The organism is Actinomadura geliboluensis (genome assembly GCF_005889745.1).
GTDB lineage: Bacteria > Actinomycetota > Actinomycetes > Streptosporangiales > Streptosporangiaceae > Spirillospora > Spirillospora geliboluensis.
In genome coordinates this window covers 1-13,715 of record NZ_VCKZ01000262.1, presented here as the reverse complement: position 1 = coordinate 13,715, position 13,715 = coordinate 1, and the positions used below count along the sequence as shown (strand labels likewise).

Sequence of the window (13,715 nt, the reverse complement as noted above, 5' to 3'; positions counted from 1 at the left end):
GGTCGTCGCGGACGTCCTTCCAGAGGGAGAAGCACAGCAGGATCAGGACGATCGTGAACGGCAGCGCGCCGATGAAGGTGATGTTCTGGATGCCGTTGAGGGCCTCGTCGCCGCCGATCACCAGCATGATGGCGGCGACGCCGCCGGTCAGGGCGCCCCAGAAGATGACGATCCAGCGGGCCGGACGGGTGGAGCCGCGCTGCGACAGGGTGCCCATGACGATCGACGCGGCGTCCGCGCCGGACACGAAGAAGATCGCGACCAGCAGCATCACGATGACGCCGGTGATGGACTCCCACGGCAGGTCGCTCAGGACGTTGAAGGTGATCTGCTCCTCCGAGCCGTTCCCGTACGGGTTCAGGCCGCGGTGCTGCTGGTTGATCGCAGTCCCGCCGAAGATCGCGAACCAGACCAGGCTGACGGTGCTCGGCACGATGATCACGCCGGCGACGAACTGGCGGATGGTGCGGCCGCGGCTGATCCGGGCCAGGAACATGCCGACGAACGGGGCCCAGGAGATCCACCACGCCCAGTAGAAGATCGTCCAGTTGGCGAGGAACTTCTTCATCGCCGCGCCGCCGGTCGCGCCGGAGCGGGACGCCATCTCGCCGAAGTCCTGGATGTAGACGCCGATGGAGGTGGGCAGCAGCTCCAGGATGAAGACCGTCGGCCCCACCACGAACACGAACAGGGCGAGGACGGCCGCGAGCACCATGTTGATGTTCGACAGCCACTGGATGCCGCGGGCGATGCCGGACACGGCCGACAGGATGAAGCAGATCGTCAGCACCACGATGGTCAGCACGAGGACGCTGGTGCCGAGGCTCTCGATCCAGCCCGCCTCCCGCATGCCCGTCTGGATCTGGAGGGCGCCGATGCCGAGCGAGGCCGCCGACCCGAACAGCGTCGCGAACAGGGCGAGGATGTCGATCAGCTTGCTCAGCGGGCCCTGGGTGCGCCGGTGGCCGAGCAGCGGCGCGAACGCCGAGCTGATCAGCTGGTCGCGGCCCCGCCGGTAGTGCCCGTACCCGATCGCGAGGCCCAGCACGGCGTAGATCGACCACGGGTGCAGCGTCCAGTGGAACATCGTGGTGGCCATGGCCGTCTCGATCGCCGCCTCGCTCTGCGGCGCGTCGGTGCCGGGCGGCGGCATGACGAAGTGGGTGAGCGGCTCGGCGGCGCCGAAGAACATCAGCCCGATGCCCATGCCGGCGCTGAACATCATCGCGATCCAGGAGACGGTGCGGAACTCGGGCTCGTCGCCCTCCTGGCCGAGGGGGATGCGTCCGTAGCGGCTGACCGCCAGCCACAGCGAGAAGACGACGAAGCCGGTCGAGGCGAGGACGAACAGCCAGCCGACGTTGCCGAGGAGCCAGTTCAGCGTGCTCTGCGCGGCGGAGCTGAGGGTGCCGGTGGACGCCCCGCCCCAGATCACGAACGCCACCGACAGCACGGCCGTGACGCCGTAGACGATCCAGTCGGTGTGCGCGCGGCCATGCTGGGCGAGGCCCGCCGGTTCCGTGCCGGGGAACTCGGCCCCGGGCTCGCGCTTGCCCTTCATGATCTGGACTCTTGCCCGGATATTCACTTCTCAGTGATCGGGGAGAGTAATTCGTTCATGAGTGGCACGGCCGGCGGGCGAAGGCGTCCATCGGCGGCCGGACCGGCCGCCGATGGTGCGGTCGGCGAGCGTCAGCGGCGCGCGGTGACGCGGGTCGGCAGCGAGGCGAAGCCGCGGTCGTTGGACGAGCGGACCCGCACCGCCCGGTCGATGTCGATCTCGAAGTCGGCGACCGTGCCGGTGATCTCGCCGAGCGCGAGCCGCGCCTCCATCCGGCCGAGGTTCATGCCGAGGCAGTGGTGGCGGCCGTTCCCGAACGCGAGGGACTGGCCGGTGTCGCGGTCCAGGTCGAACCGCTCCGGGTCGGTGAACACGGCGGGGTCGTGGTTGGCGGCGCCGGCGAGCAGCAGGACGCGGGAGTCCGCCGGGATCGTCACGCCGTGCAGTTCGACGTCCTCGGTGGTGGTGCGGGCGAGCGCCTGCGACGGCGGGTCCCAGCGGAGCGTCTCCTCCACCCAGTCCGCGATGCGCCCGCCGAACGCCTTCGCGCGCTGCTCGGGGTGCAGCCAGGCGGCGTGCCAGGCGTTGCCGAGCGTCAGCATCGTCGTCTCGATGCCGGCGCCGACGAGCAGGATCAGCACACCGACGATCTCTTCGGGGGTGAGCCTGTCCTCGTCCTCGGCCGCGTCGATCAGGCCGGACAGCAGGTCGTCCCGCCGCTCCTTGGACCGCTCGATCGTCAGCTCGGTGTAGTAGCCGACGAGCGCGCCGATGGCCTGCAGCGCCTCCGGCGGCATGTCGGTGCCCGCCTCGTCCCGGTACATCACGGCCATCCCGAGGTCGCGGACCATGCCGCGGTCGGCCTCGGGGACGCCCACCAGCTCGGAGATCACATCGGTGGGGAACCGGCCGGCGAAATCGCGCATCAGGTCGAGCTCGGCGCCGTCCAGCAGCGGCGCCGCGCACTCCCGCGCGATCTCGCGGATCCGCGGCTCCAGCGCCTGGACGCGCTTCGCGGTGAACGCCCGGGAGACGAGCCCGCGCATCCGGGTGTGCTTGGGCGGGTCCATCGCGACGAAGGAGAAGAACTTCTCCGCGTCCGGGCCCCAGAAGGCCGGTTCGATCCGCAGTCCGTTCCGGCTGGAGAAACGGGCCGAGTCCTTCAGCGCGGCGACGACGTCGGCATGCCGGGACAGCGCCCAGAAGTCGTCATTGTCGTTCCGGTAGACCGGTGACTTCTCGCGCAGTTCCGAATACACCGGGTAGGGGTCGTCCTGAATGGCGAAGTCGAACGGACTGTAGAAGAGATCCACCTCGCAACCATGGCACAACGCGCGCCGTTTCGGGGCCCCTGGCGGTGCGGTTTCCCGCCGCGACCTGCACAATGGGAGACTGCGATCTGCCCGTCCGCCGCGCCGGCGCGGCGGAACACCGAATCGAGGGCTGCGTTGGGTGATGAGCGGGTTCCGGCGGGGATCGACCCGACGAAGGCGCACCCCTCCCGGCGGTACAACTACTGGCTCGGCGGCAAGGACAATTTCGCGGTCGACCGGGAGTCCGCGGAGGTGGTCGCCTCCGCTTTTCCGACCGTCCGGCTGGCCGCCGTGGAGAACCGCGCCTTCCTGAAGCGGGTGGTGACCTACCTGGCCGGGGAGGCGGGAATCCACCAGTTCTTCGACATCGGCACCGGGCTGCCGTCGGCGGGGAACGTGCACGAGATCGCGCAGTCGATCGAGCCGACGTCCCGCATCGTGTACGTCGACAACGACCCGGTGGTGCTCGTCCACGCCCGCGCGCTGCTGAACAGCGCCCCCACGGGCCGGACCGCCTACATCGAGGCCGACCTGCGCGACCCGGAGGCGATCCTCGCGAGCCCCGCCCTCGCCGGCACCCTGGACATGACGCGCCCGATGGCGCTGATGCTGGTCGCGACCATGCACTTCGTCACCGACGACCACGACCCGTACGGGATCGTCTCGCGGCTGCTGTCGGTGCTCCCGTCCGGCAGCCACCTCGTGATGACGCACGCGACCGGCGACTACCTCACCGCCGAGGAGTACGCGGAGAACGAGGCGGCGAACGAGCGCAGCGGCGTCCCGTTCCGGCTCCGCAGCCGGGACGAGTTCGCCCGCTTCTTCGACGGGCTGGAGCTGCTGCCGCCGGGCGTCGGCTCCGTCGTCGAGTGGCGCTCGGACGTCCCCCCGGCGGACCGTCCCCGCATCGAGGACGTCTCCATGCTCTGCGCCGTCGCCCGCGTTCCCTGACCCTGGAACGCTCCTTCCCGCGCTCGGTGGTGTAGCCCGCTACACCATCGATTCGGGAGCGCGGGCCCATGTGCCGGGTGCCCTCTCGAACCTAGATTCGTCAAGGTCAGAGGGGGATTTCACCCGGAGGGGATCATGACGACGATGACGGCCGAGGCGACCGCGCGGGCCGTGGGACTGGAGTCGGTCACCAAGACCTACGGCTCGGTCCGGGCCCTGGACGGCGTCACGTGGACGTTCCCGCGCGGCGGGTTCACCGCGGTGATGGGGCCGTCCGGCTCGGGCAAGAGCACGTTCCTGCACTGCGCGTCCGGGCTCGACCGCCCGACCGAGGGCACCGTCCGGATCGGCGACGCGGACATCGGCCGGCTCAGCGAGACCAAGCGGACGCGGCTGCGCCGGGAGCGGATCGGGTTCGTGTTCCAGTCGTTCAACCTGATCCCGTCCATGGACGTCGAGCAGAACGTGACGCTGCCGCTCCGGCTCGCCGGCGCCGCCGCCGACCCGGCGTGGCTGCGCGAGGTCGTCGGGCGGGTCGGGCTCGCCGACCGGCTGGCGCACCGGCCGTCGGAGCTGTCCGGCGGGCAGCAGCAGCGCGCCGCCATCGCCCGCGCGCTGATCACCCGTCCGGAGGTCGTGTTCGCCGACGAGCCGACCGGCGCGCTCGACCCGCGCACCGCCCGCGACGTGATGCGGCTGCTGCGCGAGGCCGTCGACCAGACCGGGCAGACGCTGGTGCTGGTGACGCACGACCCGATGGCGGCCGCGTGGGCCGACTCGGTGCTGTTCCTGGACCGCGGCCGGATCGTCGACGAGGTCGCCGACCCGTCCGCCGCCGCGATCATGAACCGCTGGGAGTCGCTGTGAGGAACCGCGGCGCGTTCACCGGGATCTTCGCGGCGCTGCTGTTCGCCGCCGCGCTGGTCGGCGCCTGCGGGGTGCTGATCGAGTCGGCGTGGCGGGCGCACGGCCCGGTGGAGCGGTACGAAGCGGCTGCGGCGGTCGTCACCGGGCCGCGCAGCGTCTCCACCACGGTCAAGAAGCTCGGCGACCCGCCGGCGAAGGCGACCCGGCCGGTGACCGAGCCGTCCCGGGTCCCGGCGGGTGCCGCGGACCGGCTGCGGGCCGTGCCCGGCGTGCGGTCCGTCGTCGCGGACGTGTCGTTCCCCGTCCTGCTGCCCTCGGGCCGGACGCTGACCGGCCACGGCTGGGACTCGGCGGCCCTCCGGCCCTACGAGCTGAGCGCTGGACGCGCCCCGCAAACCGCCGACGAGGTCGTGCTGAGCCGCTCCGCCGGAGTCGCGCCCGGCACGACCGTCAAGATGCAGACCAACGGCACGCCGCGCCCCTACCGGGTCTCCGGCGTCGTGGGCGACGGCCCCGCCGCGGCGTTCTTCACCCCGGCCACGGCGGCGGCGCTTTACGGCCATCCCGGACACGCCGACGCGCTCGCCGTCATCGGTGACCCCGACACGGACGACCTCCGGAAGGCCGCGGCCGGCCTCACCGTCTCCACCGGGAAGGCGCGCGGCGACGTCGAGTCCCCGGCCGTGGCCGCCGCGCGTCCCGACATCCTGGAGATGGGCGCCTCGTTCGCCGGTGTCGCCGTGATGACCGCGCTGGTCGTCGTGGGCGGGCTGATCGTCCTGTCGGTGCGGGAGCGGGCCCGCGAGTTCGCGATGCTCCGCGCGATCGGCGCGACGCCGTGGCAGGTGCAGGGGCGGCTCGTCCGGGAGACGCTGCGCGCCGGGGTGCCCGCCGCGCTGATCGGCGGCGTGCTGTCGCTCGGCCTCGGCGCCGCGATGCTCACCGCGATGGGGCGCAAGGACGTCCTGCCGGACGGGTTCGGCCCCGCGCTCAGCCCGCTGCCCGCCCTCGCCGCGGTCGCCGTCACGCTGCTCGCGGCGGTGGTGACGGCGCTCCTCGCGTCCCTGCGGGTCACCCGGATCCGGCCCGTCGAGGCGCTGGGCGAGGCGGCCGTCGAGCCCGCCGACCTGCCCGGATGGCGGATCGGCACCGGCGTCGTCTTCCTGATCGTCGGCCTGGGCGCGCTCGGCTTCTCCGGCTCCACCTCCGGCGCCGCGGCGGTCGCCGCGGTCGGCGGGCTGGTGATGTCGCTGATCGTCGCGACCGCGTTCCTCGGGCCGCTGCTCGCGCGGCACGGCGCCCGCCTGCTGGGCGGCGCCGCCCAGGCGCTCGCCCCGGTCACCGGACGCCTCGCCCGGCACGGCAGCGCCGCCGCCGCGCTGCGCGCCGGCTCCGTCATCACGCCGGTCGCGCTGGCCGTCGCGTTCGCCGGCACCCAGCTGTTCGCGCAGACCACGATCGTCCACGCGACGACCGAGCAGGCGGCGGCCGGGAGCCGCGCCGACCAGGTTGTCGTCTCGGCCGGGCCGGGCCTCCCGCCGGGCGCCGCCGAGGCCGTCCGCCGCGTCCCCGGCGTCACCGCCGCGACCCCCGTCAACCGCACCACCGTGGTCATGAAGATCAAGGAGATGGGCGACGAGGAGCTGACCTCGCTGCCCGCGCGCGGCATCGGCGCGGACGCCGAGGCCACCATGGACCCGAAGGTCACCTCCGGCCGCCTCCGCGACCTGCGCGGCACCGCCGTCGCGCTCAGCCGCAACGCGGCGGGCGGCCGGCGCGTCGGCTCCACCGCGCCGCTGTGGCTGGGCGACGGCACCCGGATCGACGCCCGCGTCGTCGCCGTCTACGACCGCGACCTCGGCTTCGGCGACGTCCTGCTGCCGCGCGACCTGGTCGCCGCCCACACGGCCACCGGGCTGGACGATCACGTCCTCGTGCGCGGCAAGGCCGACCTGAGTGCCGCCACGGCCGCCTACACCGGAGTCCAGGCGATCGACCGCGACGCCTTCGACGAGGCCCTGTCGGAGGAGATCCGGCTCCAGGGCTTCGTCAACCAGGTCGTCGTCGCCGCGATCGGCGGGTTCATCGCGATCGGGCTCGTCACCACCCTCGCCCTCGCCACCGCCGCGCGCCGCCGCGAGTTCGGGCTGCTGCGCCTGGTCGGCACGACCCGCCGGCAGGTGCTGCGGATGCTGCGGCTGGAGGCCGCCATCATCCTCGGCACCGGAACCGTGATCGGCGTCGCCATCGCGGCCGTGACCCTCATGGCCTTCGCGACGGCGGTCACCGGCGTCCCGCTGCCCGCCGTCTCACCGGCCGCCTGCGCGGCCGTCCTCCTCGGCGTCGCCGGCTCCGGCACCGCCGCGATCCTCCTCCCGGCACGGGCGATGCTGCGCCGCCGCACCTCCCCGTCCGTCCATTGAAGACCCGTCCCTGAGCAGACCCCCCACATGAAAGGCACTCCCATGGGCAACAGCCTGCGCTGGACCATCGTCGCCGTCCTCCTCGCGATCAACGTGGTGGTGAGCGTCGCGTTCGCCGACACCTGGCTGTCGATCACCGTCAACGCCGTCACCGGCCTCGGCGCCATCGCCCTGGTCGTCGACTACTTCGTCCGGGGCCGCCGCCGCACCTGACCGCGCGGCGGGCGGGCCCGCGTCAGGACGCCGCGCGCGCCTCGCCGACGGCCCGGACGAGTTCGTCGACGTCGGCGGGCGCGGTGCGGTGGCTGATGACGCAGGCGCGCAGCGCGGCGCGGCCGGCCAGCCGCACGGGGCTGATCCACGCGCGTCCGCCCTCGACGACCCGGCGGGCGAGCGCCTCGTGGTGCTCCCACGTCGCGGTGCCGGGGTCGGCGAAGCAGACGACGGGCAGCGGGGTGTCGTTGACGATGTCCCAGCCGGCCGCGGCGAGCCCGCGGCGGAGCGCGTCCGCGAGGGCGGCGTCGTGTTCGAGCTGCTCGGCGTACCCGGCGCGGCCCGCGACGGCGAGGCCGAGGAACAGCTTGAGGCCCATGAACCGGCGCGACCACTGCTGGCTGGACGTGTACGGGTTCGCGGTGCCGGGGACCTCGGCCGGCATGTAGGACGTGGTGACCCGGAACGTCTCCGCGAGGCCCTCCGCGTCCGTGCACAGGAAGGCCCCGGCGCCCATCGGGACGCTCAGCCACTTGTGCGCGTCCACCGTGATCGAGTCGGCGCGCTCGATCCCCGCCAGGGCGGGCCGCAGCCGGTCCGACAGCGCCGCCGCGCCCCCGTACGCGGCGTCGGCGTGGAGCCGCAGGCCCAGGTCGCGGCACAGGTCGGCGAGGTCGTGCAGCGGGTCGACGACCCCGGCGGCCGTGGTCCCGGCGGTCGCGACGACGAGGAACGGCAGGTCGCCGTCCGCCCGGTCGGCGGCCACCCGGTCGGCGAGGGCGCCGGTGTCCATGCGCAGGTCCGGCCCCACCGGGACGAGCCGGACGGCGTCCCGCCCGAGGCCCGCCGCGTGCGCGATCTTGAGCCAGGCGAGGTGGCTCTCCGCCGACGCGTACATCACCGGACGGCCCGGCAGCGCCCGCAGCCCCTCCTCGCCGTAGCGGGGCCAGGTCCGCGTGAGCGCCAGCAGCACGGCGGTCATGTTCGCCTCGGCGCCGCCGCTGGTGAACGACCCGGCCACCGCCGCGGGCGGGTAGCCGAGCCGTCCGCCCAGGAAGCGCAGCAGGTGCGCCTCGATCTCGACGGCCGCGGGCGCGTGCGACCAGGCGGCGAGCTGCGGGTTGAACGCGGCGGCGAGCGTCTCCCCGACGACGCCCATCAGCGCCGGCGTCGGGTTGAACAGGCCGAAGTAGCGCGGGTGGGTCGTGTGGACGGTGGCCGCCCGCAGCATCCGGGCCACGTCCTCGACCACGCCCTCGGCGGGCACCGGCCGGCCGAAGTCGTACGCGCCGATCGCGTCCCTGAGCGCCTTCAGGTCCCGGTCGCCGACCGGCGCGCTCACCTCCCGCTCGGCGACCTGCTCGCGCTCGTCTTCCAGAAGGTCCACGACGTGCCGCCACATCGCCTCGGCGTCCGCGCGGGAAGGGGCGAAGGAGGCGCGTCCCAGAGGAAATCCATGCATGACCCGACCTTCGCGCCTGGGTGGCGACCAGGCAAAGTGGCAGCAAGGACCATTACCGCTAAATAAGTGACAGGGTGCCTGGCCTGCCCACGCTCAGCGGCTCAGGGTGGTCTCCTGCTCTAGGCGCGACAGCTTCTCGGGGTTGCGGACGAAGTAGAACCCCTTGATGAGACCCTTCTCGACCCGGATCGTCATGACGGTGTCGGTCTGCCCGTCCAGCCGGATGACGAGCCCCGGCAGGCCGTTGACCTGGACCGGCACGAACGACGCCTCGGCGTGGAGCCGCCGCAGGCCGAGGCCGAGCAGGCGGCTCACCTTGTCGGACCCCACGACGGGCCGCGGCACGGTCCGGCGGATGCCGCCGCCGTCGCTCAGCACGACGACGTCCGGCGCGAGGATGTCGAACAGGTGCTGCAGGTCGCCGGTCTCGACCGCGCGCTGGAAGGCGTTGAGCGCCGCCTGCGTCTCGCCCACCGACACGGCGTCGCGTGGGCGGCGCGCCGCGACGTGCGAGCGCGCCCGGTGGGCGATCTGCCGGACCGCCGCCGAGGTCTTGCCGACGGCTTCGGCGATCTCGTCGTACGGCAGGTCGAACACCTCGCGCAGCACGAACACCGCGCGCTCGGTCGGCGTCAGCGTCTCCAGGACCAGCAGCATCGCCATCGAGACGTTGTCGGCGAGTTCGACGTCCTCGGCGACGTCGGGCGTGGTCAGCAGCGGCTCGGGCAGCCACGAGCCGACGTAGTTCTCCTTGCGGCGGCCGAGCACGCGCAGCCGGGACAGCGCCTGGCGGGTGGTGATCCGCACGAGGTAGGCGCGCTTGTCGCGGACGGTGGCGAGGTCGACGCCCGCCCACCGCAGCCAGGTCTCCTGCAGGACGTCCTCGGCGTCGACGGCCGAGCCGAGCATCTCGTAGGCGACGGTGAACAGCAGGTTCCGATGGGCGACGAACGCCTCTGTGGCCGGGTCGATCCGCTCGGTCCGCTCGGTCATCTCTGGCTCCCACCTGCCTGTCTCCAACAGAGCTATACGCACGAGACGCCCGTCCCGGCCATTTTGTGACATCGGCGTCCCGTGGGACACGTCACACGGCCGGGCTGTCACAGCGGGCCGCCCGCCGACATCTCGTGGTCGTCAGGACGCCGCGCGACGATCCGCGCGGCGCGCGACGCAGACGAGTGAGGAAGCCATGGCAAACACGAAGGCGCCGCTCCCGGCGGCCTTCCCGCGCCGCTGGGGGGCGCTGGTCTTCATCGGGCTGGCCCAGCTCATGCTCATGCTGGACGCCACCGTGGTGAACATCGCGCTGCCGTCCATCCAGCGGGACCTCGGGATCTCCGACGGCGACCGGCAGTGGATCATCACCGCCTACACGCTGGCGTTCGGCGGGCTGCTGCTGCTCGGCGGCCGGATCGCGGACTACACCGGACGCAAGCGGGCGTTCCTGATCGCCCTGTTCGGGTTCACCGCCGCGTCCGCGCTCGGCGGGGCGGCGGGCAACTTCGAGATGCTGCTGGTCGCCCGTGCCCTGCAGGGCGCGTTCGGCGCGCTGCTCGGGCCGACCGCGCTGTCGCTGCTGACGGTCATGTTCACCGAGCCGAAGGAGCGCGCCAAGGCGTTCGGCATCTGGGGCGGGATCGCCGGCGCGGGCGGCGCGTTCGGGCTGCTGGCCGGCGGGGCGCTGACCGACTACCTGGACTGGCGCTGGTGCCTGTACATCAACATCCCGATCGCCCTGGCCGCCGCGGTCGGCGGGTACGTGATGCTGTCCGAGTCGCGGAGCGAGGGCAGGGCGCGGTTCGACGTCCCCGGCGTGCTGCTGGTCACCGGCGGCCTGGTCGCGATCGTGTACGCCACGGGCCGCGCCGAGTCGGACGGCTGGGGCTCGGCGACGATCATCGGCCTGCTGGTCGCCGGCGCCGTGCTGCTCGCCGCGTTCGCGGTCGTCGAGGCCCTGGTGGCGCGGCCGCTGCTGCCGCTGCGCGTGGTCGCCGACCGCACCCGGGGCGCCGCCTACCTGGCTGTCGCCGTCGCCGGCGCCGGCATGTTCGCCGCGTTCCTGTTCATGACCTACTACCTGCAGGTCGTGAAGGGGTACTCGCCGATCAGGACGGGCGTGGCCTTCCTTCCGATGACCGCGGCGGTGCTGGCGTCGGCGGGCGGCCTCGCCTCGCGGCTGCTGCCCAAGGTCGCGCCGCGGACGCTGATCGTGCCCGGCATGCTCCTCGGCGCCGTCGGCATGCTGTGGCTGATGCGGCTGGACCCCGGGACGTCCTACGCGTCCGGTGTGCTCGTCTCCCAGCTCGTGTTCGGCTTCGGCGCCGGCATGATCATGCCGGTGGCCATGAACTACGCCACCCACGGCGTCGACCAGGGCGACGCGGGCGTGGCGTCGGCGAGCGTCAACACCGCGCAGCAGGTCGGAAGCTCGATCGGCATCGCGCTGCTCAACACCATCGCCACCACCGCGACCGCCGACTACCTGGCCGAGCACGGTCCGAGCCCCGCCGTCGCCAAGCTGGCCCTGGTGGAGGGCTTCGCGGCGGCCGGCCTCTGGGCGGCGGGCATCCTCATCGGCGGCGCGCTGATCGTCGCGCTCCTGATGAACACCCCGCGTCCGGGAGGGAAGGCACCGGCCGCCACCGCCACCCCGGCGGACGGCGCCGAGGGTGTCGAGCCGCTGCCTGCGCACACCTGACCCCGGGGTGCGCCTGGTCGATGGGGGGCCTGCGCCGCCGCGACGTTGCGGCGGCGCACCGCCTTGGCTCGTGGGGGACGGGCGGGATTAGAGGACCGGCGAGTCTAGAAGACCGGCGAGTCTAGAAGACCGGCGAGGCTAGAAGACCGGCGAGGCTAGAAGACCGGCGAGGCTAGAAGACCGGCGTGCCGTCCCTGGTCAGGCGCCAGTTCTCGGTGTGGAACGTCGCTGGGTCGATGGTCCCGGCGGCGGCGGAGGCGTACTCGACGATCGCCTCGCGGATCGCCACCTGGGCGTTGTAGACGACCTCGGCGCCGGTGATGTGCGGGAAGCCGCCGCCGCCCGATTGGCGGTAGTTGTTCACCGCGACCACGAACCGCTGGTCAGGGGTGACGGCTGTGCCGTCGTAGGAGAGACCGGTGATGCGGGAGCCCTCCGGCTTGGCGATGTCGAGGTCGTAGGTGACGCCGGAGAACTGGTCGTAGTTGTAGTCGGGACGGTTGTTGGCGTTCGTCCACGAGGCGGGCTCGACGGGGGCGTTCGCCGCGACCTGCTTGAAGTACTGCGCGGAGTACTCCAGGTAGTCCTTGATCTGGGCGCCGGTGAGGACGCTCGCCATGAGGGTGTTGTCGTAGATGTAGAGGCCCGCGATGTCCCGGATGGTGACCTTCCCGGCGGGGAACGTGGCGGCGCGGCTGAAGGGTGCCGCGATCGACACCACGGGGAGCGACGCGTGCTCCGAGCCGGCCAGGGCGTCCTTCACCTTCGCCGTCTGGACGAGGTGGACGTAGTCGAGGATCGCGGTGTCCTTCCAGCAGGACTCCGCCGCCGACATCTCCTCGGTGGAGGTCGCCACCTCCTTGTTCACGTACGCCACGACCGCGTCGTGCTGCTTCTTGACGAGGGTGACGAGCGCCGGGTCCTCCAGGACGGTGTTCGTGTTCACCGCCGTCGCCGACTTGCCGGTGACCTTCCAGCGGCCGCGCTCGTGGCGCAGGGTCAGGTCGAAGACCGACAGGCGCTCGCCCCAGCACTTCGGCTCGCTCATCACGACGGTCTCGCCGGTGGTCGTGTTCGTGACGAAGCGCTCCGGGATCTCCAGGTGCGCGTGCCCGAACAGGATGGCGTCGATGCCGGGGACCTGCTCGGCCACCAGGGCGGACGCGTTCTCGACGGGCAGCGCGTCGCCGTAGGACGAGGTGCCGCTGTCGCCCGAGTGGGCGCTGACGATCACGACGTCGGCCCCCTGCGCGCGGATGACCGGCACCCAGCGGTGGGCCGTCTCGACCAGGTCGAGGAAGTCGAGCTTGCCGGAGACGTTCGCCTTGTCCCAGATCGCGATGCCGGGGTTGGTCAGGCCGAGCAGCCCGACGCGGATCGGCGGGTACCCGCGGACATGCATCTTCTTGATCATGTACGGGCGGTAGGCGGGGCGGCGGGTGCCGGCGCGGACGGCGTTGGCGGCGAGGACCGGGGCGTCCATCTGGCGGATCCACGCGTCCAGGAACGGGATGCCGTAGTTGAACTCGTGGTTGCCGAGGGCCACGGCGTCGTAGCCGATGGCGTTCATCTGGTCGGCGATCGGATGCGTCCGGCCGGTCTCGGTGATCGGCTCCACGGTGGCGTAGTAGAAGCCGAGCGGGGTGCCCTGGATGGTGTCGCCCGCGTCGAACAGCAGGGTGCGCTCGCGTCCCCGGGCGGCGCGGATCTCGTTGACCAGGCTGGAGACGCGGGCCAGGCCGACCACGTTGCCGTCGCGGTCGCTGTACTCGGCGTCCTTGTAGTAGTCCCAGTTGACCGCGTGGCTGTGGATGTCGGACGTGCCCATCACGGTGATCGTGACGGACTTGCCGTGGCGGGTGCTCTCCGTGGCGGCGGAGGCGGTGCCGGTGTCGGAGGTGGTGTCGGAGGCGGAGGCGGTGCCGGGCCAGCCCGCGAGGGTGAGGGCGCTCGCGGCGGTCAGCCCGCCGAGGACCTGCCTGCGGGTGACGCCCCGGGCGGTGTCGTGGCCGTGGCCATGGTCGGGGTTCGCGTCGTCCGGTACCCGGCACGAGCACCAGCGCGGCTGTGGATTCTCCATGGCGCACCCGTTCCTTCCGCAGGGGGACGGCAGAACGATAGGCCCGTCACTCGGCTCCGCGTTCGGTGAGATCTTCCGATCCTGGGGGACATTCGTTGGCACTCAACGACAAGCCGGGCGCTTCTCAGGGGGATCTGAGGGGGGAAC

10 protein-coding genes are annotated in these 13,715 nt (G+C 72.5%); 5 read left to right on the top strand and 5 right to left on the bottom strand.

Annotation, left to right across the window (positions count from 1 at the left end; all coding sequences use genetic code 11):
• Together ETD96_RS29350 and ETD96_RS29345 are read right to left on the bottom strand one after the other, a co-directional pair.
• The coding region (locus ETD96_RS29350) for a BCCT family transporter (protein WP_138639735.1) at positions 1–1,561 on the bottom strand (1,561 nt) is incomplete at its 3' end.
• A gap of 131 nt (positions 1,562–1,692) precedes the next feature.
• Positions 1,693–2,874 carry a cytochrome P450 gene (locus ETD96_RS29345; RefSeq protein WP_138639734.1) on the bottom strand — a complete coding sequence of 394 codons (1,182 nt, stop codon included), beginning with the start codon at positions 2,872–2,874 and terminating at the stop codon, positions 1,693–1,695.
• Positions 2,875–3,009: 135 nt separating this feature from the next.
• Here ETD96_RS29345 and ETD96_RS29340 point away from each other — a divergent pair, with 135 nt between their 5' ends.
• The 4 genes from ETD96_RS29340 (at position 3,010) to ETD96_RS29325 (ending at position 7,328) form a co-directional block, all read left to right on the top strand.
• Positions 3,010–3,825 (top strand): SAM-dependent methyltransferase, encoded by an 816-nt coding sequence (locus tag ETD96_RS29340; protein ID WP_205719508.1) that lies wholly within the window; start codon positions 3,010–3,012, stop codon positions 3,823–3,825.
• Between the two features lie 135 nt (positions 3,826–3,960).
• The gene (locus tag ETD96_RS29335) at positions 3,961–4,692 is read left to right on the top strand and encodes an ABC transporter ATP-binding protein (protein ID WP_138639732.1); all 732 of its coding nucleotides are present in this window, start codon (positions 3,961–3,963) and stop codon (positions 4,690–4,692) included.
• Entirely contained in the window at positions 4,689–7,115 is a 2,427-nt protein-coding gene (locus ETD96_RS29330) for an ABC transporter permease (protein WP_138639731.1), read from the top strand. The genes ETD96_RS29335 and ETD96_RS29330 overlap by 4 nt, the downstream gene beginning before the upstream one ends.
• A gap of 27 nt (positions 7,116–7,142) precedes the next feature.
• Complete coding sequence (locus ETD96_RS29325) at positions 7,143–7,328, top strand: hypothetical protein (RefSeq protein WP_138639730.1); 186 nt, start codon at positions 7,143–7,145, stop codon at positions 7,326–7,328.
• Between the two features lie 22 nt (positions 7,329–7,350).
• Here the strand turns inward: ETD96_RS29325 and ETD96_RS29320 are convergent, their stop codons facing one another.
• Positions 7,351–8,790 (bottom strand): pyridoxal phosphate-dependent decarboxylase family protein, encoded by a 1,440-nt coding sequence (locus ETD96_RS29320; RefSeq protein ID WP_138639729.1) that lies wholly within the window; start codon positions 8,788–8,790, stop codon positions 7,351–7,353.
• Positions 8,791–8,883: 93 nt separating this feature from the next.
• A complete protein-coding gene (locus tag ETD96_RS29315; RefSeq protein ID WP_138639728.1) occupies positions 8,884–9,783 on the bottom strand; it encodes an RNA polymerase sigma-70 factor in 900 nt (299 codons plus the stop codon).
• A 196-nt stretch (positions 9,784–9,979) separates the two neighbouring features.
• On the opposite strand from ETD96_RS29315, the gene ETD96_RS29310 reads away from it, so the two are divergent.
• Positions 9,980–11,488: an MFS transporter gene (locus tag ETD96_RS29310; RefSeq protein ID WP_138639727.1), complete on the top strand. Its 1,509-nt coding sequence runs from the start codon at positions 9,980–9,982 to the stop codon at positions 11,486–11,488.
• Positions 11,489–11,660: 172 nt separating this feature from the next.
• Here the strand turns inward: ETD96_RS29310 and ETD96_RS29305 are convergent, their stop codons facing one another.
• On the bottom strand, positions 11,661–13,568 hold the full coding sequence (locus tag ETD96_RS29305) for a bifunctional metallophosphatase/5'-nucleotidase (RefSeq protein ID WP_138639726.1): 1,908 nt from the start codon (positions 13,566–13,568) through the stop codon (positions 11,661–11,663).
• Between the last annotated feature and the right edge of the window lie 147 nt (positions 13,569–13,715).